Here is a 26,190-nt window from a genome sequence, read left to right on the forward strand (position 1 = left end):
GGAGGCGACCATTGAAGATACTGATGATCGAAGACGACGAGACCATCGTCTACGGCGTGAAAACTTATCTGGCTCGGTACGACATGGAAGTGGTGGCGGCGGGTCGATTGGGCGATGTGGGCGAAGAGCAAATTCGCTCCGCCGATCTGCTCATTCTCGATGTAAATCTTCCCGACGGATCGGGTTTCGATTTCTTAAATTGGGTCCGTTCCTTTTCTAAACTGCCCATTCTCATGCTTACGGTAAAAGGCGACGAGGACTATGTCGTGAAAGGCTTATCTCAAGGGGCCGATGAATACGTGGCGAAGCCATTTTCCCTTCCCGTATTGAAGGCGCGAATTGACAATCTTTTTAAGCGCCTCGGACCGGAAGAAGAGTCCATGGAATTTAAAGAGTTGATCTTAGACAGGCAATCGAAGATGGCGATTTTGCGGGGCAAAGCCGTGGACTTGAATAGGCAGGAATTTGATCTGCTGGCCATGCTATTGGCAAATCGAGGCAGACAATTGTTGCGAAGCCAATTAATCGACGAGGTGTGGGGCTTTGGCGACGAAGTTAACGATAATACACTCACCGTCGCCGTGAAGCGCCTTCGCAAGAAGCTGGGACCTTACGGCCATTTTATAAAAACTGTGCGGGGCATGGGCTATTTTTGGGAGGATGGCGATGACTAAAAGACAGACCCTATTGATCCTATCGCTAAATCTCGTCCTTTCCATGGTTGTAGTTGCTTTCTTTCCACGCTTCGATTGGTTGACCGTCGCGCTATTTTTTATGATTAACGGAGGGCTCTACTTTGCCATCGATTGCTTTGAAGGGAATGCTTCCATGGAAGTTGAAGAGAAAATCGACGACATGATCCGCCTCCTACATAGTTCGGATCCGGAGTCTCGAGTCGATGAGGCCGAAGAAGACGATTTTTCTAAGCTGAGAGATGAAATCGTGAAGATGACATCAGAAAATAAGCGCATCGCTCAAGAGGCTGAGAACCGTCGCGTTCAACTGACGGAGTATACGGAAGATATCGCCCATCAAATCAAGACGCCAATTACAGGCACCTTGCTTATGCTGGATCTCATCGACGATGCATCGGACAAAGAGGCCCTTGAACGTATGGGCCGATCCATGGAGCGCCTCTTGGGCCTTTCCGATGCGCTACTTAAATTGGCGGCGGTGGACAGTGATGTGGTGGCGATGAAAAAAGAAGCGGTCGACGGCATGGAGCTGGCGACAACCGTGGCGGAAGGATTGGAAAATGCCTTCGCAAGAGAAAAGATCCCTTGCACTATTTATGGCGAATCAGTGGCTCTCTATTGTGATAAGAAATGGACCTACGAAGCCCTGTTTAATCTCGCGAAGAACGGCATGGAAGCGTCCAAAGAAAGAGGCATCGCCATGACTTTTATAAAAACCAATGTCTACAAATCCATTGTCGTCGAAGATTTCGGCGAAGGCATGGATCGGGACACCTTGGAACAAGCATTTCGGCGCTTTTATAAAAAAGATCCCAACACATCCGGCTTTGGAATCGGCCTCCCCATGGCAAGGGCGATTATGAAAAGACAAGGCGGCGATCTCCTCTATACAAAAGGCAAGGAATCAAATCGATTTGAGTTGCGCTTTTACGAATAGACGAGGCGCAGGTACTCGGTCACCGACCGGTCACTTTCACTTGATATCGTAGGCTCAGAAAAGGAGGAAGCCTATGCCTATTGTAAAAACAGTGAATCTTACGAAGACCTACGGTCGGTCGGTGGAAGTCCGCGCTCTGGACGGCGTGAATTTTCAGTTGGAAAAAGGAGACTTGGTGGCGATCATCGGCGACAGCGGATCGGGAAAGTCCACCTTGCTCCACCTTTTGGCGGGCATCGACAGGCCTACCGGCGGCGAAATTTTCATTCAGGATAAAAACATTACGACCCTTAGCAACGAGGAAATGACCATTTTCCGTCGCAGGAACATCGGAGTCATCTACCAATTTTTCAATCTGATCCCAAATATAACGGCGCGGAAAAATATCTTGCTCCCCCTGCTTCTGGACGGAAGAAAGGAAGATGAAGCTTATTTTAAAGAGATTATTTCGATTCTCGGGATCGAAGATAAATTGGATCGCTATCCGAAACAACTTTCCGGCGGCGAGCAACAGCGAGTGGCCATTGCCCGAAGCTTAATCACGAGGCCCGCCCTGATTTTAGCGGATGAGCCCACGGGGAACTTGGATCGCCGCAATTCCGAAGAAATCACCGCCCTTTTCCGATTGGTCAACGAGCGCACCGGCTCCACCATGGCCATCGTGACCCACGATGAAAAGGTGGCCAACAGCTGCCAAAAAGTATTCCGCATGATCGACGGAAAACTCTTCCCTTCGGAGGTGTAGACGATGAAAATCATTAGTGAATTAGCTGCCTCCGTGGTCAATGCCGGCAAAAAAGACGCCCTGGCGGTAAAAACCAGCATACTACTTGCCGTGATTTTACTGGGGACCATTCTGTTTATCACTACCTCTTTAAGAAAAGCGGAAGTTGATTTTGCCGTCGCCGATCAAGGTGATTACCACGCGTCCATTGCCGAGGTCGACGCCTCTTTTTACGATGATTTAAAAAAGAATCCGGCCATCGAGAAAATTGCCTTTGATCGCATCGTAAAAACGGACCGAAACGCCGTGATTTACGAACGGGAAGATTGTTTCTCTCAATTAAAAAGCTTTGAACCCGTCGAGGGCAGGCGGCCGGAAAGAGACGACGAATTGTTAGTGCCTGATTCATTTTTGAAGCAAAATCGAGATCTGCATCTGAACAGCACATTGGAGGCGGAAGGGAAGACTTATCGGATCGTAGGCGTTTACGAGAACCCCGAATTATCGTTTGATGAGTATTATTTGATCGGTCGCGTATCAGATGTGTCGAAAGACGCACTTTATGACGGTTCGAGTGTCGTAGAGGCCTATATATGGTACAAAAACCCACGAGATACCTACACTCTGACGCGGGAGATTTTACAGAAGCGAAGCATCGATCCGAAAGTGGCGGAAAGTCAGGGGCGATTGGGTTACAACATCCCTCTCTTGAATTATAAATTGATCTATCCCAATGGAATTATTCCGCCGAAAAATGTGCTATCTCGTGCACTGGAAATGTATATTCCCATGAGTCTGTTGGTACTCTTATTTGCCTTTATTATTTACGGCGCTTTTAACGTGTGGAACAGTCGGGATCAGCGGGAGATCGCCCTGTTAAAAAGTGTGGGCATGACGGAGAAACAAGTAAAGGAAATGATCCGCAGGCGCGCTTTTCTTTTGGCGAGGGGACCGATTCTGCTGGGCACGGCTCTGTCCTATGGCGTGGCCAACGGACTCTTGTATTTAATGTGGCGCAACAATGCCAAGAGCATCCATGCTATGGCCGACATATTAAGCGAGCGAATTAAGGCGCCGGATTTTCAAGCGGTGAGCATTTCGCCCTTTGTGGTTTTGGCTATTTTAGTTTTATCTGCGGCGACGGTTTATCTATCCGCCATGGTGCCGGCGAAGCGCTGCGGGAAATTAAATATTATCGAGGGACTAAACGGCCTGTCGGAAAAAGACGGGCGGCTGGGTCCGTCGAAATTAAGGGGAAAAATCGAAAGAACTTTGGCCAAAGATTGTTACGTTTCTTACAAGAGAACCTACCGCACGATCCGTTTGTCCACGGCGCTTTCGGCCGTGATTCTCACCGTGGTCATGGTATCCGGCGCCTATTCAGGGCTCACTGAAGCCTACGACAAATTTCGCAGTCCCTATTCCTTTTCCTCGGTTATTTACACCCCGGGATCGATGGATCCCCAAATGACCGAGGACCTAAAAGCTCTAAAAGGCGCGGATGAATGGCATGTATATCGCAAGCAAGATTTTAAGTGCTTTGTCGGAGACAACGGAGCGTTCTTTTCAGATCCTATGAAACAGGCGTTAAAAGATGGCAAGAAGTCAAAGGATTTGTATGCCAGGATGTACGGACTTACCGACGAGGATTACGAGAAGCTTTTGGCAGCGAATGGATACGATAACGATACGGCGTATTTGCTCTTAAATAGAACCGCCGCCGACGACGGAAGTCCCTATGCCTTTCGAAATTACATTCCCGTCACCGATGGAAGCGGGGCCGTAAAGCTGCGCTACGCCGCGGAAGGTAAGGTAATGGCCATCGGCATCGGCGGCGTGATCGACGAGATGCCCTTCGCCATCGAGCCCATGACGGCTCGAGAAGTCTCCCTGTTTACGCGACATTCCACCATGGAGGCATTTTTCCAAAAGGAAGGACACGATCCGTCGGATCCGGTGAACTATTACAATATAAAAATGCGAGCGGACAAAAACGTGGACAAGGTATCTGAAGATTTTGAGAGAGTCATCGCATCTTATATTCCGAAGACCGACCACTCCACCTTAACTCAAGCCATGAGTCGGGCTTTGGATAATGAGGCGGAGAGGAATGTGCGCGTACTGAACGGAGGCATTCAAGGGATTCTCATCCTCATTGCCTTGACCAATGCTTACAATAGTTTTATCGGCAACTTGCGGGCCAGAAAGAGAGAGTTTGAACTGCTTATGACGGCGGGCATGACGGAAAGGCAAATGAAGTCCATGGTTTACAGAGAAGGCGGCATGCTCTTTTTGCGCTTACTTGCCCTTTATGGCATCTTGCTTCCCGTAGTCATCTTAGGACGATCGGCGAGGAGCAAATTCGCCATTGCATTCGCAGCGAAAAATCTTTTCTTCACGACGAACTATCTGCCCATTGTTTTGGTCTTCGTCGTCATGGGCATCGGGATTAGCCTTTCTATAAGAAAGGGTTTAGAGCAAGTATTCGTTGAAGACTTAAATTGAATTGCGCTCAAAAAAGGACTTCTCAGGTTGGGAAGTCCTTTTTGCATGAAAAAATCGGCACAAGAAGCCTTGTGCCGATTCGTTATTTTTATTCGACGGTTACGGATTTCGCCAGGTTTCTCGGTTTGTCCACGTCGTTGCTCAAGAGAACGCTCACTTTGTAGGCGAGGATTTGTTGGGGCAAGACGGCGAGAATGGGGGCGTAGAGATCGGAGATGGCGGGGATGCGAATGAGATCGTCGGCCACTTCGTCGATGTGGGCACTGACGTCGTCGGTAATGACGATGTTGTAAGCGCCTCTGGCCTTCACTTCTTTAATATTGGAAATGCTTTTTTCCACGAGAAGGGATTGGGTGATAATGGTGACGATGGGGAGGCCCTCTTCCACGAGGGCGATGCTGCCGTGTTTTAATTCCCCGGCGGGCATGGATTGGGCGTGGATGTAGGAGATTTCCTTGAGCTTTAAGGCGCCTTCCTTTGCGCTCAGGTAGTCGATACCGCGGCCCAGGTAGAAGATGGCCGGGTGAGAAGCGAGGCGTTTGGCAATGGGATCCAAATCATCCACATGCTCCAAAATGGATTCGATTTTTTCCGGAACGCCGGAGAGCTCTTCGATGGCAACCTTCACCGCTTCTTCGTCGTAGGTGCCCAGCTTGTAGCCGAAGTCCAGGGCCAAGAGATAAAGGCTCAAGAGCTGAGTGGAGTAGGCCTTGGTGCTGGCCACGGAAATTTCGGGGCCGGCGTCGCAGTAAATGACTTTGTCGCTTTCCCGGTCGATACTGGAGCCCAACACATTGGTAATGGCGAGGACCTTCGCGCCCCGTTGCTTCGCTTCCCGAAGCACGGCCAAGGTGTCGCCGGTTTCGCCGGATTGGCTCACGACGATAAGCAGGCTGTTTTCGTTTAAGAAGGGCATATTGTAACGGAATTCCGATGCGATTTCCGCCGTAATTTCCTTTTGCATGGCCTCTTCCAAGGCGCGTTTGCCCACTTGGGAAGCGTGGAAGGCCGTGCCGCAGGCCGTCATAAAGACGTGGTCGAAGGCTTCGATTTCATCTTTCGTAAAGGATTGTTCGCCGAAGCTCACAAAGCCCTCATCGACTTTGCGGAGTAAACAGTCGCGAATGGCCTTGGGCTGTTCGAAGATTTCTTTCATCATGTAGTGATCGAAACCTTCTTTGCCGGCACTTTCCATGCTCCATTCCACGGTTTTCACTTCTTTGTCGATGACCTCGCCGTGGTTGTAGATGGTGTAGTTGCCCTTTTCGATAACCACGAGATCGTCATTGTCTAAATAGATGACATCGCGAGTGTAGGCCAAGAGGGCGGGGATGTCCGATGCGGCAAAAATGCCGTCGTCGGCGATGCCCAAGATCAAGGGCGATTCTCTGCGAGTGACGATTAAAGTTTCCGGATCGTCGGAGGAGAGAACGGCCAGGCTGAAGGTGCCGCGCAGTTCTTTCGTGGCTTCTTGCACGGCGGATTTCAAATCTCCGTGAAGTTTCGATGCGATTAAATTGGCCACCACTTCCGTATCCGTTTCGGAGTAGAAGGTGAAGCCTTCTTCCATAAGGCGGTTTTTAATGGCCTGGAAATTTTCGATAATGCCGTTGTGTACCACGGCCACCTTGTGGTCGCTGGACACGTGGGGGTGGGCATTCATTTCGCTGGGAACGCCGTGGGTGGCCCAGCGGGTATGGCCGATGCCGTTGTGGCCTACGAGGGGATGGGCGCGAAGTTTTTCTTCCAGTGCGTCCAAGCGGCCGGCGGCCTTCGTTACTTTCAAGAGGCCATGGTCGATCATGGCGATGCCGGCGCTGTCGTAGCCGCGGTATTCTAATTTTTCAAGTCCCTGAAGAATGCGTTCTTCAGCATTTTCCTTGCCGTTAAAGGCAACAATTCCACACATAATATCCTCCTAATCTCGGGAGCTGCCGTATTGATTTTGTGCCAAGATTGCTCCGGGTTTTGTACAATACTCAGGTTGCAGACCTATGAAGCATCCGCCGAAAATTCGATCACTTCATTCCTCGTCCACCTAAATGGTGCTGGCGCTTAGTATCTTCTCCCGTTTAAATAAATTGCGTACGTATTTCATTATACCATAGCTTTCGCAATTAATAGAATAGCAACAATCTTGACGGAAACACAGGGGATTGTTATGATAAAGAGCAGTAAAAGGCAAACAGCCACGATCATTAGGAGGTAAATTAATGACAGAAGAAAATAAAGTATTGGCGTCCATCGGCAATGTGGACATTCACGAATCCGATGTGGATGCCTATTTAAAGAGCATGAATCCCCAAATGGCCATTCAATTCCAAGGGGATGAAGGAAAGAAACACATCTTAGACGAATTGGTGCGCCAAGAGCTCTTGCTTATGGATGCCATGGACAAGAAGATGGATGAAGACGAAGAATTTAAAAAGGTCTTTGCCGACACGAAGAAGTCTCTTTTAAAATCCTACAACTTCAGCAAGACCATCGAAGGCGTTGAAGTGTCGGAAGAAGACATGAAAAAATTCTACGAAGAAAACAAGCGCTTCTTCAAGAACCCTGAATCCGTTCACGCCGCACACATTTTAGTCGACGAAGAAGAAAAGGCCGCCGACCTTGCCAAGCAAGCCCGCGATGGCGCAGACTTCGGCGAATTAGCGAAAGAACACTCTTCCTGCCCCTCCAATCAAAACGGCGGAGACTTAGGTACCTTCGGACGCGGCCAAATGGTGCCGGAATTCGACGAAAAGGTCTTCGACATGAAAGACGGCGAAATTTCCGATCCCGTAAAGACCCAATTCGGCTACCACGTCATTAAGCGCATCGAAGGTAATCCGGAAGAAGAAAAGAGCTTCGACGAAGTGCGCGGCGAAATCCAAATGGAACTCACCCGCCAAAAACAACAAGAACGCTACTTGGAAAAAGTGGCCGAACTCGAAAAGAAATACAAAGTCGAATACAAATAAAATGAGCGGCTCCGGCCGCTTTTTTATTTACAAGTATTGAAATTAAGCCATTTCCGTGCCAGAGAGCCGCTTTTTTGATCGGGGAGAAGGATCGTTTTCCTGCACGATTCTGTGATATACTGGTTCTATGTCAGGGGGAAGATATGGAACTGGATTTATTCAACTTTATTGACCGCTCCATCGAGCTGTTGAACAATAAATACGAGTTTATAGCGGAGCTCGAGCGGGAGCTTGAAAACTTTTTTGAAATGGAATTTAAAGACAACGACAGTTTTCTCGCGGTCAATTCACGAATCAAATCGGCAAATTCTTTAAGAGAAAAAATTATTCGAAACAGCCTCTATATGCGCTACGACGATGCCGCGGAAATGCTCCGGCACATGCAGGATATTATCGGGCTGAGAATCGAATGTCGTTTTACCGACGACGAAGTGGACATTTACCGGGCCATTAAAGATCTGTTTTACATTCCCGTGGGAAACGGCTACTACAGGTCGCCGAGTCACAAACACATTTTGCTGGATATGGAAACGGCCCAGCCCATGATTCAAAAAAACGGCTTCGGCATTTATAAAATCGACGGAATCATTCAAAAGGACGACGAAAAGCTTAATTTCGAATTGCAGATCAAGTCCCTGGTTAATGTATTCTGGGGTGAAATCGACCACAAGGTCTTATATAAAAATTACAACTACATGCTCACGGAAGAATTTTTCCGAGACATTATGCATTCCATTAAGGACAATCTGTCCATGATCGACCGCCAGTTGCGAATCCTATACGAACACGTCAACGACATGGATTCTTCGGCGGTGAAGAGCAATCATCGGCAGCTGAAAAGCCTTTTGTCGAAAATCATTCACGATATTTTCGTGGGCACCATTCGCAAGGAGCTTGGTTTTGTCGTGGACTTTAACGAGACCTCGGACATTATCGTGGAATATTTGGACTACAAATGCCAGGCCCTGTTGGATTACGACGAGGGGGAAAATTTCATTCGCCTGTTGAACCGAATCAACCACATCGACCAAAAGGGCTTTAAAGTTGCCGAGGGCGTCGAATTCGATCGCCGGCCCACCTTTACCACGGCCTTTACCGAGCGGGTAGGCAAAGCGGTGTACGCCGTTATGCAGCGGGAGTTCGGATGGAATCTGTTTTTTAAGATTATCGCCGAAATCGAGCAATCGGAGCCCAGGATCGACTTCGAAGAATTTTTCCGCTATCTGGAAAGTTTGTTAATCGAGACCATAAAAAGGGAAGTGGACAGCAGCGGCTTTACCGAGGAAGAATACGCGTCCGTCATTGACTTTATTTTAAATTGCTATGCTTCCATGGTGGAAAAAGATCCCTCCATGAACCACATGATCAGCAGTTACTATGGCTTGAGCACCCATTCCATTTCTCAGGTATTCAGAAACATTCGGTCCTACGAAGATTTTCAGAATAATAAAGGGCGCATCGAGCGCATGTTAAACTATTAGGAGGTACCATGGCAGAAATTATTTTGGCCGGCGGTTGTTTTTGGGGCGTGGAAGAATATTTTCGGCGCACCGATGGAATCACCGCCACTGTGGTGGGCTATATTAACTCCGACATTCCGAGTCCCACCTACGAAGACCTTTGCTACGGCAAGAGCAAGGCGGCGGAAGGCGTGATCATCGAATTCGATCCCGAGGTCCTATCGCGGGAAAAAATCGTGGATTTATTTTACAAAATCATCGACCCATACAGTTATTTCCGCCAAGGCAATGACGTGGGGCGCCAGTACCGTACCGGGCTCTATTACAGGCCCGGAGACGAGGCCCTGAAGGACTTCTACGAAGAGGATAAACAGAAGCGCCAAAGCCAATCGACGCGCAAGATTTGGGTGGAGGTGGCGCCTCTTGAAAACTTTACGGAAGCCGAGGAATACCACCAACAATATTTAGTGAAAAATCCCGGCGGCTATTGCCATATTCCTTTACCGAATAAAAGCGAAAAGTAATGACGAAGCGGCGCGTTTCGTGTAATATGTAGTATAAAGAAGAGGTGATAGAATGATAAAAGGTTTAACCGGCGATTCACCGGTTCTAAACTTCTTTGCCGCCATAACGGACATTCCCCGTTGCAGCAAAGAAGAAGAAAAAATCAGCGACTTCCTGGTTCAATGGGCCAAGGATCGCGATCTCGAGGTCATTCAAGATAAATGGAAAAACATCGTTATTAAAAAGCCCGCATCGAAAGGCTACGAAAACGAGCTAACCGTAATTTTGCAGGGCCACATGGATATGGTCTGCGAAGCGGTAAAAGGCTACGAACACGACTTTTCAAATGATCCCATCGAAGCCGTGGTGGAAGGCGATCGAATCATCGCGAAGAACACCACACTCGGTGCCGATGACGGCATCGCCGTGGCCATGATGCTCGCCATCTTAGACGGCGACTACGAACACCCGGCTCTTGAATGCTTGGTTACCGTCGAGGAAGAAACGTCCATGGCCGGAGCCCATACCATCGACGGCAAGTATTTCGAAGGTCGCACATTAATCAACATCGACTCGGAAGAAGAAGGCATTATTACCGTCGGTTGTGCCGGCGGCATGGTGTCCGAAATTATCTTCGAAAAAGAATTTAAGGCGCCCGAAAAGGATGCGTTCCTCGCCATCGATCTCGGCGGCTTCCGCGGCGGCCACTCCGGCTCGGATATCGACGACGAAAGGGGCAATCCCATTCTTCTGTTGGCGCGGATCTTGAGAGAAGTCTCCTACGACTACGATTTCGAACTGGCGGATTTCTCCGGCGGTTCGAAGCCCAACGCCATTCCGAGAGATGCCGAAGCCCTTATCGGCGTCGATGCCAAAGATGTGGACGGCATCAAGGCGGCACTGAAGGCATCCGCCGACACGATCTTAAAGGAATTTGTCGCCACGGATCCCAATGGCGTGCTTAAAATCGAAACCGCTTCCGCCGACAAAGTCCTCGCTCAGGAGGTAGCCGACGGCGTTATTAATTACCTTCTCGTCGCGCCCAACGGCGTCAACACCTTCAGCAAGAAAATCGAAGGCTTGGTGGAATCCTCCACCAACATCGGCGTCGCCGCAAGTGACGATGAAAAAATTGTCTTTACCATGCAAATTCGTAGCGATGTGGAAAGCAAGATTCATGAAATCGCCCTGAAAAACCGCATCGCCGGCGAATTAAGCGGCGGCACATTCCGAGAACTTTCCGCCTACGCCCCTTGGGAATACGCGGAAGAATCGCCTCTTCGGGACAAAGCCGTGAAATTATGGAAAGACATGACCGGCAAAGATGCCACGGTGGAAATGATTCACGCCGGTTTGGAATGCGGCATTCTGCAAGATTCCATCGGCAAGATGGACATGATTTCCATTGGCCCCGACATGGACGGCGTCCATGCCCCCGGCGAAAACTTATCGATCGCCTCGACCAATCGGGTATTCGATTACCTTCTGGAACTTTTAAAAATGAAAGGATAAATATGAGCCACGAACACGAACACGATCACGATCACGAACACGAGGAAATGGACGTCATTACGCTGACATTGGAAGATGACAGCGAATTGGACTGCGCCGTCATCGGCATTTTCCCCTTTGAAGAAAAAGACTACATCGCTTTGTTGCCCTTAAAAGGCGACGAAGTGGACGAAGACGCCTCCGTTCTGATTTACGAATACACCGAATTGGAAGACGAAGAATTGGAATTGGTCTTTATCGAAGACGAAGACTATTTCAACCGCGTCGCCGACGAATTCGAAAGCCTCTATGCGGAAGACGTGGAAGATCAAGGAGAATAACATTACGGAGCCATTTCCCTATCGAAGCTTCAGCACCTACGCCAAGGATGCTTTCGGCATGAAAGTATACAAGGTGCCCATTCACTTGAAGGGCAGCTGTCCCAATCGCGACGGCACCGTCGGGGTGGGCGGCTGCATCTTTTGCGGCGAAGAGGGAGGCAGCTTCGAATGGATTCAAGGAAGCGTACGGGAACAGTTTCGAGAAAACAAGGCGCGAATGAAGGCGCGGTACAAGGCCCAAGGCTTTATCCCGTATTTTCAAAATTTTACGGGCACCTACCTTCCTCTGGCCGACTTTAAAGAAAATTTAGAGGCGGTGGCGGAAGAAGACATCGTCGGCGTCTCCGTATCCACGCGGCCGGACTGTGTGGACGACGAATATTTATCGGCGGCGAAGGAAATTTTTCCGGATAAGGTCGTCACCTTCGAATTGGGCCTGCAATCGGCCAATGAAAAGACACTGGAAGCGATCAATCGCGGCCACGGCATCGACGAATTTATCGACGCGTCGAAGCGGATCAAGGAAAAAGGCCTGAGGCTTGCGGTCCATATGATTTTGGATCTGCCTTGGGACAGCCGAGACGACGTGCTCAGAGGCGCCGAATTATTGGCCCGCGTCGGTGCCGACGAGGTGAAGATTCACAATCTTTACGTGGCGAAGCACACCAAACTCGCCGACATGTACACCACCGGCACCTTCGTGCCCCTTCCCATGGAAGAGTTTATGGAGCGGGTGATCTCATTTCTGGAGCATCTGCCTCCGGAGACGGTTATCGGCCGTCTTTTGGGACGTGCGCCGGAAAAAGACGTGTTGTTCGCCAATTGGAATAGAAGCTGGTACTACATTCGCGACGAAATCGTACGGCGAATGATTGAGGAAAATCGGCCGCAAGGTCATTTGTATAGGAAATAGAGAAAGGATGATTACAATGATTCGTTATATCTTAGGAGCAAAAGGTGCAGGAAAAACGAAATGGTTAATCGACCACGCCAATGAAGACCACGAAGGCGGCAACGGCAACATCGCTTTTGTTGAAGTCGACGACGACCACATTTTCAGCTTGGATTACAATGTGCGCTTAATTAACGCCACGGAATACAATCTCACCAATTTAGACGAATTCTACGGCTTTTTAAGCGGCATGTTCGCCATGGACTACGACTTGGAAAAAGTTTACGTCGACGGCATGTACAAGGTCATGGACCTCTCCATCGAAGACTTGAAGGATTTGGCCAATCGCCTGGAAACCTTGGGCATGGAAAACCGCCAAATCTACATTAACGTCAATTACGTGGAAGCGGACTTCCCGGAAGAATTAAAACAATACGCACAAGAAGTTTCTTTGGAAGGTTAACGACTGACAGGGGATTGGAATGAAATCGAACAAGACATTTATCCGAATCGTGGCCGTAATTTTATGCTTAGCAATGGTGTTGCCGGTACTGATCAATGCATTCTTATGATGAGGACTCCATGGCCATGGAGCCGATTTGCGACAAGTGGTTTCAGCACTTTATGGAGAGGCGTAGCGCCTTGATTCGCGCCTATGAGCGCGGCGATTTAAACAAAAAGGAATTTTTGCAGACGAATTTAAAGGACATGCACAGCAGCAATGTGCGCCCCTTTTTTCTCATCGATCGGCTGGAGAAGGGGATCTTTAATTACCAATACTACAACGCCTTGGCCAAAAGCTACCGCATGGAGGCTCGGCGCGTGAAGCGGATGCAGAAGAGCAACCGAGAGTATTGCCGCTCCCTTTCTTTGGCTGAAAAATATTACGGAAAAAAAGATGACACGATCTTGGAAATTTTGGATTTTGTCGATTACAAAAATGTCTACGGCTACTTCGTTCACTGCGACGGAAAGAAATTGCAAGACCGTCTCTTTGAAATCGTCTTTATCGAGTATCCGGAGTATATTTTGCATTCCACGTCCAAACGGGTTTATGAAGACTTAGTCGATCGGGGCGTTTTCATGGAAGAAAAAAAACGCTCCAAAATCGACACCTACATCAACGACAGGTATTAGAACCGAGAAAGGGGCAAGGATTGGATTACAAGCACTTAGAAAAGACGGATCCTGAAATCTATTCGCTGGTACAAAAGGAAACCGAGCGGCAACAAAGTCACATCGAGCTCATCGCCTCGGAAAACTTTGTCTCTTACGCCGTCATGGAGGCTATGGGATCGCCACTGACCAATAAATACGCCGAAGGCCTGCCCGGCGCCCGCTACTACGGCGGCTGCCAAGTGGTGGACGAAGTGGAACAATTGGCCATCGATCGCTTTAAAGCCCTCTACGGTGCCGATCACGCCAATGTACAGCCCCATAGCGGCGCCAATGCCAATATGGCCGTGTACTTGGGTCTCTTAAAGCCCGGCGATCGGATCTTGGGCATGAACTTAAGTCAGGGCGGCCACTTGTCTCACGGAAGCCCGGTGAATATCTCGGGAAAATACTTCGACATCGTGGATTACGGCGTCGATGAAAAGACGGGTCGCATCGACTACGACGCCTTTGAAGCAGCGGTAAAGGAATACAAACCGAAGCTCGTTATCGGCGGCGCGTCGGCCTATCCGAGAAAGATCGACTTTAAGCGCATGGCGGAGGTCGTGAAGGCGAGCGGTGCCTACTTTATGGTGGACATGGCCCACATTGCCGGCCTCGTGGCCACGGGCTATCACGAAAATCCTGTGCCCTACGCCGACGTGGTAACCACCACCACCCATAAGACTCTCAGGGGCCCCAGAGGCGGCGCCATTCTTTGCACGGAAGAATTGCACAAAACCATCGACAAGGCCGTGTTCCCCGGACTGCAAGGCGGCCCCTTGGAACACGTAATCGCGGCAAAAGCCGTGGCCTTCCACGAAGCGGCGCAACCGGATTTCAAGGTGTACTGCAAGCAAATCATCGACAACGCCAAGGCCATGGAAAAAGTGTTCTTGGAACAAGGCGTGGATTTGGTTTCCGGCGGTACGGACAATCACCTGTTGCTCTTGGACCTTCGTTCCCTGAAGTTAACGGGTAAAGAGGCTGAAAAGTTGTTAAACGACAGCGGCCTCGCCACAAATAAAAACATGATCCCCTACGATCCCGAATCGCCCATGGTGACCAGCGGCATTCGCATCGGCACCCCGGCCATGACGACCTTGGGCGCGAAAGAAGAAGACGCGGCCTATGTGGCGCAAATCATGGTGGATCTCTTGAAAAAAGAAATTACGGAAGACCAAGCAAAAGACCGCGTGCGGATTTTTTGCGAAAAATTTCCTCTGTACAAATAAAGCGGGAAGGACTCGAAAGAGTCCTTTTCTATTACGGCCATAGGAGGCGCCATGAACCCTTATGAAATCGACATCGTTCATAAAGCATTAAATACCATTCGCTCTGTCGATCCCGGGTCCATCGGCGAAGAGTTGGAAATCGAAGCCGGCGACCGATTGATCGCCATTAACGACAACGAGGTGAGGGATGTCATCGACTATCGCTACGAATCGGCCAACGAATACATCACCCTCACCATCGAAAAGAAAGACGGCGAACTGATTCTCTACGACATTGAAAAAGACGTGGAGGAGCCTATCGGACTCAATTTCGTCACGCCGCTTTTGGACACGCAAAAGACCTGCTCCAATCGCTGCCTCTTTTGCTTTATCGACCAGATGCCGCCGAATATGCGCGACAGCCTCTACATTAAAGACGACGACTCCAGGCTCTCTTTTCTTCAGGGCAATTACATTACCCTTACCAATATAAAAAAAGAAGATTTCGATCGCATGATCGCCTATGGCCTGAGCCCCATCAATGTGTCGGTGCATACGACCAATCCCGAGCTCCGGGTGGAGCTGTTAAAGAATCCGTCGGCGGGAAAGATTATGGAGGACATGAAGCGCCTGGCCCATGCGGGCATCGTCATGAACGCGCAAATCGTGCTGCTCCCCGGTGTGAACGACGGGGAGGAACTGAAGCGCACCTTGAGGGACTTGGCGTCTCTCATGCCCCAAGTAGCCTCTGTGGCCATGGTGCCCGTGGGGCTATCCAAGTATCGGGACCATTTGCCGAAGCTTTCCCCCTACACGAAGGATCAGGCGCGGGAAGTGATCGCCATCGCCGAGGCCTTTGCGGAGGAGATGCGAAAAATCTGCGGTCGCCATTGGGTCTACGCCTCCGATGAGTTTTACCTCATCGCCGAAAAGGATATGCCCGAGGCGGATTTCTACGACGGCTACCCGCAGTACGAAAACGGCGTGGGGCTTATGCGCTCCTTCTACGAAGAATTCAAAGAAGCCCTGGATCGGGCGGAAGGGACGTATCGTTCCAAAATCACTTTAGCCACGGGAGAGTATGCGGCGCCTTTGTTTGAAGAACTGGCCCATATGATTCACGAAAAATTCCCCGGCATTCAATGCGACGTGGTTACCATAAAGAACGACTTTTTCGGCGACACGGTAAAAGTGGCGGGGCTCTTGACGGCGGAGGACGTAGTCCGTCAATTGAAAGGTAAAATCCACGATGCTATAATGTTACCTATGTCAATGTTTCGAAGCGACCGTGCCATCACTTTGGACGATGTAACGGTGGAAGCTTTGGAAAAAGAATTAGGTGCGAAGATTATAACCGTAAGCAACAACGGTGCGGAATTTTTAGAAAAATGTTTGGAGGTGCGTCCTGTTGAATAGACCGGTCGTCTGTATATTGGGTCGCCCCAATGTGGGCAAAAGTACCTTATTTAATGTGCTGACGCGCTCGAAAATATCCATTACCGAGGATACGCCGGGCGTGACGCGAGACAGAATCTATGCCAAGGCTACGTGGCTCGATCATGAATTTACTTTAATCGATACGGGCGGGCTGGATCCCTCCAGCGACGAGACCTTTATGCCTGAGATCATGGCCCAGGCGGAAGTGGCCGTGGAAAATGCGCAAATCATTTTGTTTGTCGTCGACGGAAAAGAAGGCCTGACTACCGTGGATCGGGAAGTGGCCGCCTACATTCGAAAGAGCGGAAAAGAAGCCCTTCTCGTCGTCAATAAAATGGATGCCAAGGAATCGGAAGACCATCGCTACGATTTTTACGAGTTGGGCTTAGGCGAGCCCTACACAATCAGCGCCGAGCAGTCCCGGGGCATCGGCGATTTGCTGGACGCCACGGTGGCCTCCTTTCCAAAGGTGGAAGAAGATGATTTCCGCGACGAAATTAAAGTGGCCTTTATCGGAAAACCCAATGCGGGAAAATCATCCCTGGTGAACCGCATTTTAGGGGAAGAGCGCTCCATCGTAACGAACATTCCCGGTACGACTCGGGACTCCATTCACTCCTTCTTCGAATACGAAGACACGGACTACGTGCTCATCGACACGGCGGGCCTTCGAAAGCGCAAAAAAATCAACGAAAAAGTGGAACGCTACTCCGTGGTGCGCACTTTAAGAAGCATCGAGCTGGCCGACGTGTGCGTGCTTTTAATCGACGCCACGGAAGGGGTCAGCGAGCAGGATTCGAAGATCGCAGGCTACGCCCACGACAACAACAAGGCCATGATTATCGCCGTGAACAAGTGGGATGCCATCGAAAAAGAAACCCGCACCATGAAGCAATTCGAAGAGGCCATTCGCATGGAGCTGCCCTTTTTAAACTACGCGCCCATGATTTTCATCTCGGCCCTGACAGGTTCTCGCGTGGAAAAATTGTTGAACATGATTCACGTGGTCAATAACAATTACTCCCTCAGGATTCAAACCGGGGTCTTAAACGACATTATGAACCGGGCCGTCTTAATGAATCAGCCCCCTTCGGATAAGGGCAAGCGCGGGAAGCTTTACTACGCGAGCCAAGTCTCGGCCAGACCGCCGAAAATCGTGCTGTCCGTCAACGACAAGGAACTTTTCCACTTCACCTATTTGCGTTATTTGGAAAATCAAATTCGCGCGGCCTATCGCTTCGACGGCGTACCCATTATTATGGAGTTGAGGAATCGATGAAGACGCTCCTCGTATTTTTCGCCTGCTACTTGGTGGGTTCTGTTTCCGGTGCTTATATTTTAAGCCGCGTGTTTTTCCACAAAGACATTCGCGACGAAGGAAGCGGCAATGCCGGCACCACCAATGCCGTGCGGGTCATGGGGAAGAAGCTGGGCTACACCACGTTCGCCATCGACGTATTAAAAGGCGTGGTGGCCATGGCTTTACTCGCGCCCATGTTGGACGAATCCATACGGCTTTTCGCCGCCCTTTTCGTCGTTCTGGGCCACGACTTTCCCTTTTATCTGGGTTTTCGCGGCGGCAAAGGCATTGCCACAACCTTCGGCTCCTATACGACGCTTGAGCCTCTATGGGGAGGCGTAGCGGCCGTGGCCGGCGTCATCGCAGCGAAGCTCACCAAATACGTGAGCGTCGGGTCCTTGACCTTTCTCAGCCTGAGTAGTGCGGCCATGCTTATAAAATACGGAAGCATCGGCTACAATCGCTGGGCGATTCTCGCCCTGTGGCTTATGGGCTTTATTCGCCATAAAGACAATTTGATTCGCTTGAAAGAAGGCAGAGAAAACAAGATCGGAGGTTGATTCGGTGAAGATCGGAATTTTAGGTTGCGGCAGTTGGGGCAGCGCCATTGCCAATCTCTTGGCCCGCATCGGCCACGAGGTGCATATGTACACACGCAACGAAAAACAATACGCGCGGATTCAATCGGTGGGGGACAATCCCGGCTATTTAGAGGATTTCACCTTCGATCCGTCCATTCAGGTGCACCTTTCTGTGGAAGAAACCATCGACGGTGCCGACGGCATCGTCTTGGCCGTGCCCACAGGGGCGGTGCGCTCCACCATGGAAGCCGTGGCTCGGGCGGGATCGAAAGCCCCGGTCATTAATCTGGCCAAGGGATTGGAACAGGGAAGCCATCTGCGCCTCTCTCAGGTGGCCAAAGAAATCCTGCCCGATTCGCCCTACATCGTCTTATCCGGGCCTTCCCATGCGGAAGAGGTGGCGAAATTCATGCCCACCACCGTCTTGGTCTGCGCCGAAGACGAAAAACACGCCCTGTGGGCCCAAGACTTATTTACTTACGACAGCTTCCGCGTCTACGTTCAAGATGATATGATCGGCGTGGAAATCGGAGGCGCATTAAAAAATATTATCGCCCTCGGCGCCGGTCTTTCCGATGGTCTGGGCTACGGCGACAATGCCAAGGCCGCCTTGATGACCCGGGGCCTTACGGAAATTCAGCGTTTAGGCATCGCCCTCGGCGCAAAGCCAATTACCTTTCAGGGCCTTTCCGGAATCGGCGATTTAATCGTCACTTGCACCAGCGTGCACAGCCGCAATTGGCGCTTCGGCAACCTCATCGGCAAGGGCACGGATCCCGATGCCGCCATCGAAAAAGTGGGCATGGTGGTGGAAGGGTATAAAACCACGAAGGCCTGCTACGAACTCTCTCGGGAGCTTGGCATCGAAATGCCCATTACCGAAAAACTCTACGACGTCTTGTACCGCGGCGCCGATCCCGGGCAGGCCGTGTCGGATCTCATGCAGCGGCCCAATAAACACGAAAACGAGAAGATATTTTTACTATGACTCAAAGTTCGAACGTTCGAAAAAAAATTCGACGGCGGCAGAACCGGAAGAAAAAGCGCAGGCGGCTTCTTCTCGTCCTCCTTCTGTTGTTGATTTTAGCAGGCGGTGGCTACTCCGTTTATTACCGCCTGGTTTGTGCGCCTAAAACGGAGCAGCCCCAAGAGGTGTGTTTTCGCGACGTGGTCCGCGGCGACGGCTACCTGCTTTTTGACGAAGAGACGATCTTCACAAAGGCGAGCGGCACCGCCGTTTACAATGTGCGGGAAGGAAAGAAGGTGCCAAAGGGTTTTCGCGTGGCGGATATTAATGTCATGAACGACAATTCCAAGGTGAAGGACCAGCTTATTCGAATTCAGGCAGCCATCGACTTTAAAAACGACCGCACCTCGGAAAAATCCAAGGACAGGATCAACGAAGAAGACGAAAATGTCATTCGAAACATTCAGCGCTTCATTCGCGACGAGGATTACGAAAAACTGATTTCCTCCATTAATACCTTGGATTTAAGCACGAAACATACGGTGAATGTGTCGGAACTCAACGAGTTGTTGAAACTTTCCATTCCCGAGTTGGAAGAGAAAAAAGATCGGCTCACTCGCCGCATTGCCTCTACCAGTGCCGATTACGTGGCCCCTTCATCGGGGATCGTAAGCTACACTTTCGACGACTTTAAAAAAGAGCTGTCCCTGGAGAATGACGACGATACCTTTACCGCAGCCTATTTGAGCGGAGTGAGCATCGAGCCTTTGACTCGGGGGGAAAATCAGGTAAAAGAAGGCAGGGCCTTTTTCCGTACCATCAGCGACACGGCCTATAAAATTGCCTTGCCTGTGGACGACGCGCGATTGGTAAAAGACGAAATGGGAAAAATGGTGACGGTTAGAATCGGAAAAGTCGTCACCGAAGCGCGGGTGGAATCCGTAGTAGGCGACGACGATTCGCCTGTGGTGATTTTAAGCCTGCAAGATAAACTGCAGGAAGTCTATCGACCCCGGAAGCAAAAGACCACCATTATAAAAAGCGAATCCCCGGCCCTGAAGATTCCAACCACGGCCATCGTCAAAGGAAAACACGGCGAAAAAGGCGTCTACGTCGATGCCGTGCGCCGATTCGTCACCTTTGTGCCGGTGGAGGTCCTGTCGATTCGTGACAAAGCCGCCTACATCAGCATGGGCGACGACAAAGGCATGATTAAAAACAAAAAAGGCAAAGAAGTGACCACTTTGCGCCCCACCAACGAAGTCATCGTGGAGCCGAAGAAGGTCCGAAAAGATAAAATTGTGTATTGATAACAGGAGGTGCGTATGTCGACGATTGGCGACGAACTCAAGCGGGTGCGAGAAGAAATCGAAGAAGCGAGACGCCACAGTTTAACCGGCGAGCCGGTGCAATTGATCGCCGTGACGAAAACCCACGGCGTGGATGTCATCGAAGAAGCATTGAAATACGGCGTCACGGATATCGGCGAAAACAAGGTGCAGGAGCTGACGCAAAAAATAGATGCCCTCGGTTCTCGTGTTCGTTATCATATGATTGGAAACTTGCAGTCAAATAAGGTAAAATATATCTACAATGATGTGGTTTTGATCCATTCACTGGACAGGCCGTCCTTGGCGAAAGAAATTCAAAAACGAGGATGCGAAACGGATCACGTCGTCCATTGTCTGTTGGAAGTAAATATCGGCGACGAGGCCTCCAAAGGCGGCTTGGCCTACGATCAGGTTCTGCCTTTTCTGGAATCCATCGTCGATTACTCCCATCTAAAAGTCGACGGCTTAATGACCGTCGCGCCCAATGTGGATGACGAGGCTTATTTAAGGAAGCTGTTTCGGAAAATGGTGGCCTTAAAAGAAGACATCGCCGGACGCCATTACGAAGGTGTCGACATGACTCACTTGTCCATGGGCATGAGCCAAGACTTTCACATCGCCATTGAAGAAGGCGCAAATATGGTACGCGTAGGCAGTCGCATTTTCGGTGCACGGCATTATTAAGGAGGAAATTATGGCAGATTTTGGTAACAAGTTAAAAAGGGCGTTCGGTTTCGGTGAAGATTACGAATACGACGACGAATACGATTACGCGGAAGACGACGCATTTCAAACGACGGAAGTGGAACCCATCACCACGACCCATTCGCAAAAACCCGTGGCTCCCCGCAGAAAAGACAGCGGCAATGTGTTGAGCATTCAAACGAAAGCCGCCATGGTCATTACGGTGCACGAACCCTTGAGCTACGACGAATCGCCGAAGATCGTTGACGACTTAAAGGAAAACAAGGCCGTCGTCTTAAATTTCGAACAACTGGATTTAGACGTGAAGCGGGAAATTTTTGACTTCGTCAACGGCGCCCTTTACGCCATCGAAGGCAAGATTCAAAAGGTGAACAAAGACATCTTTATTCTCGCGCCGGCGAACATCGCCATCGACGGGTTAAAAGAAGAATTACAAAACTCGGGCATCTTTCCTTGGTAAAGAGCCTTCGGAAGGATGAACTCCTTCGCCACATAAGAGAGCCTGAAAAAATCACTCGGTTGCGCCACGTTCTCGATCTGCCTGAAATCAGCTCGAGAAATTACAGGGCGACAGCCGGTGATTTTTTAGATCCCTACGAACAGAGCCTGGTGGCTTCCTGGGCTGGTCATTTCCCGGATGTGAAGATGACTTTCGAGCCGGCGGGGAACTGGGAGAGGAAGATCCCGGTTTACAAGCCCTTTCCCGTGGAAGAAGAATTTGTCGCGGCCTTTTACTTAGAAGGCGGCGACTTCGATCACCGGCAAATCCTCGGCTCCCTGTTGGGTATGGGCATCGAGCGTGACAAAATCGGCGACATCGCCCCCACCGACGAGGGGGCCTATGTCTTCGTGAAAAAAGAGATCGCGAATTTTATCGCCGTGAATTTCAGAAAAGTCGGCTCTGCGCCCATAAGCCTCAAAGAAATTCCAACGGCCTCCGTGCCTGAAATCGAAGAGGACTGGATCGTGTCCGCGGCCGTGGTGTCGTCCATGCGCTTAGACGCGGTGGTGCGGGCCGTGACCCACAAGTCGCGAGACGAAGTAAAGGGTCTCGTGGCCAAGGGCTTGGTGAAAGTAAATTTTAAGCGGGCGGAGAAGACCCACGACACCGTCGAACCCGGTGATCTGATTTCCGTGCGGGGATTTGGGCGCATAAAAATTTTAGAGCCCCTCTATGAGACGAAAAAGGGGAAAGTGCGCGTTCAGTACGGAACCTTAAACAGCAGATAGGAGCGCTATGGTTACATTCATTATTCTATTACTGATCGCCTTGGACCAGCTGTCCAAACTTGCGGTCTTGCGCCACTTGGCAGGCGGCGGGGAAGTGGAGATTATCCCGGGCTTTTTTCGCCTGCTCTACGTGGAAAATCGCGGCGCCGCCTTCGGCATTTTGCAGGAAGGCCGGCCCCTTTTTATCGTGATTACCGTCGCGGTGATCGGCGTTTTGCTCTACGGCATTTACAGAAAGCGGGATGAAGTGAAGGGGGCTTTGCGGGTGGCCTTGGTTTTGATTCTCGCAGGTGCCGTGGGAAACTTTATCGATCGGCTCCGCCTCCACTTCGTCGTGGACTTTTTGTCCTTCCGCTTCTTCGGCAGAGACTTCGCCGTCTTTAATCTCGCCGATAGTTTCATCGTCGTGGGCACGATTTTGCTTATGATCCACGTCCTTTTCGGGGATGAGAAAAACAGCCATGCTTCATAAATTGACGGCGGAGAATGCCGGCGTCCGCCTGGACAATTTTCTTGCCGAAAAACTGGAAATGAGCCGCTCCCAAGTGAAGCGGGCCGTGGACGAAGGGCGGGTCGCGGTAAACGGACAGAAGGTAAAGGCGGGGTATAAACTTCAGGCGGGGGACGAAATTTCCTTCGAAGAAGAAGCGCCCTATGTACTGGAGCCGAAGGACGTGCCATTCAATGTTCTCTACGAAGACGAGCACCTGGCCTGTATCGACAAGCCCTACGGCCTCGTGGTCCATCCCGGGGCGGGCCGGGAAGAAGAAACCTTGGTTCACGGACTGCTGCACCGCTTCGATAATCTGGCAAAGGGAAGCGATCCCCTTCGCCCGGGCATCGTTCATCGCCTGGACAAGGACACTTCCGGCGTCATGGTGGTAGCGAAAACAGACGCGGCCTATGACGGATTGGTAGAAGCTTTTCAAAATCGGCGGGTGCAAAAGATTTACTACGCTATTTGTCGCGGCGTTATACGGGAAGCGGGCATCATCGATTCACCCATCGGGCGGGATCCGAAAAATCGCATTCGCATGGCGGCGGGTGTGTATCCTTCCAAAGAAGCCTTGACGGAGTATGCGCCGGTGCTCGCTTTTCGCGATTTCACTCTGATTCGCGTGGCCCTTCACACGGGGCGCACCCATCAAATTCGCGTGCACATGGCATCCATCGGTCACGGGCTTTTAGGCGATCCCTTGTATGGGGCGAAGAACGACAGAGAAAAAGAACTTTTGCTCCACAGTTGCCACTTGGCCTTTACCCACCCGATCACGGGAGATGAAGTGGCCGTCACCTCGAAACTTCCCGAGCGCATGCTCGCTTATATACGAAAGGAGAAAGGGGACCGATGCACAAGATTTTAGATGAACTCGCCATGAAACGGGCCACGGCTCGCATCGCCAATGAAATTATCGAGCGAAACAAAGGGCTGGACGATGTGGTCCTCATCGGCATCGTGACGCGGGGCGAATTTTTCGCTCGCCGCCTTCAAGAGAAGATGAAACAAATCGAAGGCGTGCATGTGCCAGTCTATACCCTTGATCCGAGTTTTTTCAGAGACGATCGACGGGACGAGGCCTTTTTGCCCATGGAATTTATGGGAAAAATCGACGGCAAACGGGTGGTCTTGGTAGACGATGTTCTCTACACGGGCCGCACGGTGCGCGCCGCCATGGACGCCCTTATGGTGAAAGATCGGCCCAAGCTTGTGGAACTGGTGGGTCTCGTGGACCGGGGCCACAGGGAGCTGCCCATACGCGGTGATTTTATCGGCAAGAATGTGCCCACGGCTCAGTCGGAAAAAATCATCGTACACTTTAAAGAATCAGACGGCGAAGATGCCGTCTATGTAGAGGGATAAAAAACCGGCGGCGTGATCGGAAGGATCGCGTCGCCGGTTTTTTCTCGGATGAATTACAAGAGATCGATTCGTGCCTCTCGCACCACGCGATCCGAAGTAAAGACCTTATCCACGGCGCGGATAATCTTGTTTCTTACTTCTTCGGATTTGGAAATAACCATGGTGTCACTTACGCCGGTGCAGTAGTTGATGACGTGGCAAATATTGGCGTAGTGGAGGCCCATTTCCCGCGCCAGAACCACTTCCGGCACATTGGTCATGCCCACCACGTCGCCGCCGATGGAGGCGTAAAATTTTATTTCCGCGCGGGATTCGAAGCGGGGGCCTTCCGTGGCCACGTAGACGCCGCGGGGAAGTTTTTCGCCGAAGGCCATTTCAAAAGCGTCATTTAACTCCGAGTCGTAGGGCGCGCCCATGGCGATGTGTTTCGCCGCTTCGTGATCGCCGTCGTAAAAGGTGTGGGGCCGCGTCTTCGTAAAGTCTAAAAAATCGTCGCACAAGACGACGGAATCGGGGCCGTAGGCTTTTTTTAAACTGCCTACGGCGCTGATGCCGTATACTTCCGTAACGCCGATTTCTTTCAGCGCCCAAATGTTTGCCCGATAAGGCACCTTGTGCGGGGGAATGGTGTGGTCCGTGCCGTGGCGAGAGACGAAAACATAAGGCTTGTTTTCGGGATAAATAAGCTTGGCGTCGCCGTAGGGCGTGGAAAAAATTTCTTCTTTGGCGGGAGAAAAGGGAGCTTCAAAGCCGGTGCCGCCGATGATTCCGTAATGCATGATAACCTCGTTTCTCTTTCCTGAATATGGTACTATTATACATGGAAAGAGAGGGACCTATGCAATTTGACGGAGATTTAGCCTACATGCTTCAGGCGGAGCACGTGGCCTATTATAAAGACGGCGTCGTGTCGATTTTGGACCGGCGCATTTACCCGGTGCGGGTGGAATACGTGCGCTGCAAAACCCATGTGGAGGTTCGCGACGCATTGAGGAACATGGTAACCCAATCGGCGGGGCCATACACGGCGGCGGCCATGGGCATGGCCCTTGCGGCCCACGAATCACGCCACTTAAAAGGAGCGGCGCGGCTTCGTTACTTAGAAGAGGCGGCGGAGGTACTGGCGAGCGGCCGCCCCACCACGGCCATGCGTATGGCACAGGTGACTCGAGGCGCCCTTGCTGTGGCGAAGGATCATATAGACGAGGAGGATCTGGATTTGATCCTTCGGGATCACGCCCTTCATTCCATGGAAAAGCGCTACGCTACCATCCACCGCGTGGCGAAGAATTTCATGGAGCTGTTGCCCGAAGAGGGCACAGTCATGACCCAATGTTTCGGCGAAACCATTATCGGGATGTTGGCGCGGGAAATTATAAATAGCGGAAGAGACATCAGCTTTGTCTGCCCGGAGACGCGGCCTTTTTTACAGGGCGCCCGCTTTACCGCCTCGGTCTTATCTCAAATGGGCCTGGACACGACGGTGATCACGGACAATATGGTGGCGGCCTACATTGAAAATCACGGCATCACTCTGTTTACCTCGGCGGCGGATTCCATTTGCATGGACGGCAGCATCGTAAACAAAGTGGGCACCCACCAGATCGCCATCGTTTCGGCATACTTCGGCGTTCCCTATTACGCCACGGGGATTCCCGATATGGACGTAAAAAGTGCAAAGGACTTAACCATCGAAATGCGGGATCCTGAGGAGAGCCTGAGCGCTCACGGCGTCAAGCACACGATAGAAGGCGTGAAGGGCTATTATCCGGCCTTCGACGTGACGCCGCCGAATCTGGTCACCGGCGTGGTGACGGATTTAGGCATTTTCAAATCGAATGAATTAAAGGAATACGAAAAGAAAAAAGGAGCGGGCGATTTTTATTTCGCCGTATAA

27 protein-coding genes are annotated in these 26,190 nt (G+C 50.8%); 25 read left to right on the top strand and 2 right to left on the bottom strand.

All coding sequences use genetic code 11. The features are described from left to right. Positions 1–11 precede the first annotated feature (11 nt). The 4 genes from OCV31_RS03615 (at position 12) to OCV31_RS03630 (ending at position 4,861) form a co-directional block, all read left to right on the top strand. The gene (locus tag OCV31_RS03615; protein ID WP_148472700.1) at positions 12–674 is read left to right on the top strand and encodes a response regulator transcription factor; all 663 of its coding nucleotides are present in this window, start codon (positions 12–14) and stop codon (positions 672–674) included. Next, a complete protein-coding gene (locus tag OCV31_RS03620) occupies positions 667–1,632 on the top strand; it encodes a sensor histidine kinase (protein WP_148472701.1) in 966 nt (321 codons plus the stop codon). Before OCV31_RS03615 ends, OCV31_RS03620 begins: the two co-directional genes overlap by 8 nt. 73 nt (positions 1,633–1,705) lie before the next feature. Next, positions 1,706–2,377, top strand: a complete 672-nt coding sequence (locus tag OCV31_RS03625) for an ABC transporter ATP-binding protein (protein ID WP_148472702.1) — start codon at positions 1,706–1,708, stop codon at positions 2,375–2,377. Between the two features lie 3 nt (positions 2,378–2,380). Continuing rightward, the gene (locus OCV31_RS03630; protein WP_148472704.1) at positions 2,381–4,861 is read left to right on the top strand and encodes an ABC transporter permease; all 2,481 of its coding nucleotides are present in this window, start codon (positions 2,381–2,383) and stop codon (positions 4,859–4,861) included. Positions 4,862–4,949: 88 nt separating this feature from the next. Here OCV31_RS03630 and glmS read toward each other — a convergent pair whose 3' ends face one another. Further along, complete coding sequence (gene glmS, locus OCV31_RS03635; RefSeq protein ID WP_148472708.1) at positions 4,950–6,770, bottom strand: glutamine--fructose-6-phosphate transaminase (isomerizing); 1,821 nt, start codon at positions 6,768–6,770, stop codon at positions 4,950–4,952. A 304-nt stretch (positions 6,771–7,074) separates the two neighbouring features. On the opposite strand from glmS, the gene OCV31_RS03640 reads away from it, so the two are divergent. The 20 genes from OCV31_RS03640 to pyrR all read left to right on the top strand — a co-directional run bounded on the left by OCV31_RS03640 (position 7,075) and on the right by pyrR (position 24,293). Further along, positions 7,075–7,824: a peptidylprolyl isomerase gene (locus OCV31_RS03640; RefSeq protein WP_267303791.1), complete on the top strand. Its 750-nt coding sequence runs from the start codon at positions 7,075–7,077 to the stop codon at positions 7,822–7,824. Between the two features lie 143 nt (positions 7,825–7,967). Continuing rightward, a complete protein-coding gene (locus OCV31_RS03645) occupies positions 7,968–9,305 on the top strand; it encodes a GTP pyrophosphokinase (protein WP_148472710.1) in 1,338 nt (445 codons plus the stop codon). Between the two features lie 8 nt (positions 9,306–9,313). Next, a complete protein-coding gene (msrA, locus tag OCV31_RS03650) occupies positions 9,314–9,808 on the top strand; it encodes a peptide-methionine (S)-S-oxide reductase MsrA (protein ID WP_148472713.1) in 495 nt (164 codons plus the stop codon). Between the two features lie 52 nt (positions 9,809–9,860). Then, a complete protein-coding gene (locus OCV31_RS03655; RefSeq protein WP_148472715.1) occupies positions 9,861–11,300 on the top strand; it encodes an aminoacyl-histidine dipeptidase in 1,440 nt (479 codons plus the stop codon). Positions 11,301–11,302: 2 nt separating this feature from the next. After that, positions 11,303–11,620: a DUF1292 domain-containing protein gene (locus tag OCV31_RS03660; RefSeq protein ID WP_148472717.1), complete on the top strand. Its 318-nt coding sequence runs from the start codon at positions 11,303–11,305 to the stop codon at positions 11,618–11,620. Continuing rightward, a complete protein-coding gene (locus OCV31_RS03665; protein WP_148472719.1) occupies positions 11,589–12,533 on the top strand; it encodes a TIGR01212 family radical SAM protein in 945 nt (314 codons plus the stop codon). The genes OCV31_RS03660 and OCV31_RS03665 overlap by 32 nt, the downstream gene beginning before the upstream one ends. 16 nt (positions 12,534–12,549) lie before the next feature. Continuing rightward, the gene (locus OCV31_RS03670) at positions 12,550–12,975 is read left to right on the top strand and encodes a hypothetical protein (protein WP_148472721.1); all 426 of its coding nucleotides are present in this window, start codon (positions 12,550–12,552) and stop codon (positions 12,973–12,975) included. A gap of 95 nt (positions 12,976–13,070) precedes the next feature. Then, positions 13,071–13,649 carry a DUF6648 family protein gene (locus OCV31_RS03675; protein WP_148472723.1) on the top strand — a complete coding sequence of 193 codons (579 nt, stop codon included), beginning with the start codon at positions 13,071–13,073 and terminating at the stop codon, positions 13,647–13,649. A gap of 20 nt (positions 13,650–13,669) precedes the next feature. After that, positions 13,670–14,902, top strand: a complete 1,233-nt coding sequence (locus OCV31_RS03680) for a serine hydroxymethyltransferase (RefSeq protein WP_148472725.1) — start codon at positions 13,670–13,672, stop codon at positions 14,900–14,902. 51 nt (positions 14,903–14,953) lie between these two features. Beyond that, the gene (locus OCV31_RS03685) at positions 14,954–16,297 is read left to right on the top strand and encodes a DUF512 domain-containing protein (protein WP_148472727.1); all 1,344 of its coding nucleotides are present in this window, start codon (positions 14,954–14,956) and stop codon (positions 16,295–16,297) included. Continuing rightward, positions 16,290–17,597: a ribosome biogenesis GTPase Der gene (gene der / locus OCV31_RS03690; RefSeq protein WP_108831450.1), complete on the top strand. Its 1,308-nt coding sequence runs from the start codon at positions 16,290–16,292 to the stop codon at positions 17,595–17,597. The genes OCV31_RS03685 and der overlap by 8 nt, the downstream gene beginning before the upstream one ends. Next, positions 17,594–18,178 (top strand): glycerol-3-phosphate 1-O-acyltransferase PlsY, encoded by a 585-nt coding sequence (gene plsY, locus OCV31_RS03695; protein WP_148472730.1) that lies wholly within the window; start codon positions 17,594–17,596, stop codon positions 18,176–18,178. The genes der and plsY overlap by 4 nt, the downstream gene beginning before the upstream one ends. A gap of 4 nt (positions 18,179–18,182) precedes the next feature. Further along, positions 18,183–19,187, top strand: a complete 1,005-nt coding sequence (locus tag OCV31_RS03700) for an NAD(P)H-dependent glycerol-3-phosphate dehydrogenase (RefSeq protein ID WP_148472732.1) — start codon at positions 18,183–18,185, stop codon at positions 19,185–19,187. Next, positions 19,184–20,476, top strand: coding sequence for an HlyD family efflux transporter periplasmic adaptor subunit (locus tag OCV31_RS03705; protein WP_148472734.1), 1,293 nt, complete (start codon positions 19,184–19,186; stop codon positions 20,474–20,476). The genes OCV31_RS03700 and OCV31_RS03705 overlap by 4 nt, the downstream gene beginning before the upstream one ends. 15 nt (positions 20,477–20,491) lie before the next feature. Next, positions 20,492–21,181 (top strand): YggS family pyridoxal phosphate-dependent enzyme, encoded by a 690-nt coding sequence (locus OCV31_RS03710; protein WP_148472736.1) that lies wholly within the window; start codon positions 20,492–20,494, stop codon positions 21,179–21,181. A 10-nt stretch (positions 21,182–21,191) separates the two neighbouring features. Then, positions 21,192–21,662, top strand: coding sequence for a cell division protein SepF (locus OCV31_RS03715; RefSeq protein ID WP_108831445.1), 471 nt, complete (start codon positions 21,192–21,194; stop codon positions 21,660–21,662). Continuing rightward, positions 21,656–22,432, top strand: coding sequence for a YlmH family RNA-binding protein (locus OCV31_RS03720; RefSeq protein ID WP_148472739.1), 777 nt, complete (start codon positions 21,656–21,658; stop codon positions 22,430–22,432). Before OCV31_RS03715 ends, OCV31_RS03720 begins: the two co-directional genes overlap by 7 nt. 7 nt (positions 22,433–22,439) lie before the next feature. Continuing rightward, a complete protein-coding gene (lspA, locus tag OCV31_RS03725; protein ID WP_148472741.1) occupies positions 22,440–22,904 on the top strand; it encodes a signal peptidase II in 465 nt (154 codons plus the stop codon). Next, positions 22,894–23,796 (top strand): RluA family pseudouridine synthase, encoded by a 903-nt coding sequence (locus OCV31_RS03730; protein ID WP_148472743.1) that lies wholly within the window; start codon positions 22,894–22,896, stop codon positions 23,794–23,796. The genes lspA and OCV31_RS03730 overlap by 11 nt, the downstream gene beginning before the upstream one ends. Then, positions 23,781–24,293, top strand: a complete 513-nt coding sequence (pyrR, locus tag OCV31_RS03735) for a bifunctional pyr operon transcriptional regulator/uracil phosphoribosyltransferase PyrR (RefSeq protein WP_148472745.1) — start codon at positions 23,781–23,783, stop codon at positions 24,291–24,293. The genes OCV31_RS03730 and pyrR overlap by 16 nt, the downstream gene beginning before the upstream one ends. A gap of 53 nt (positions 24,294–24,346) precedes the next feature. Here pyrR and OCV31_RS03740 read toward each other — a convergent pair whose 3' ends face one another. After that, entirely contained in the window at positions 24,347–25,072 is a 726-nt protein-coding gene (locus OCV31_RS03740; RefSeq protein ID WP_148472747.1) for an MTAP family purine nucleoside phosphorylase, read from the bottom strand. Positions 25,073–25,131: 59 nt separating this feature from the next. On the opposite strand from OCV31_RS03740, the gene OCV31_RS03745 reads away from it, so the two are divergent. Next, positions 25,132–26,190, top strand: coding sequence for a s-methyl-5-thioribose-1-phosphate isomerase (locus OCV31_RS03745; protein ID WP_267303792.1), 1,059 nt, complete (start codon positions 25,132–25,134; stop codon positions 26,188–26,190).

Source organism: Aedoeadaptatus acetigenes (assembly GCF_025566985.1).
Taxonomy (GTDB): Bacteria; Bacillota; Clostridia; order Tissierellales; family Peptoniphilaceae; genus Aedoeadaptatus; species Aedoeadaptatus acetigenes.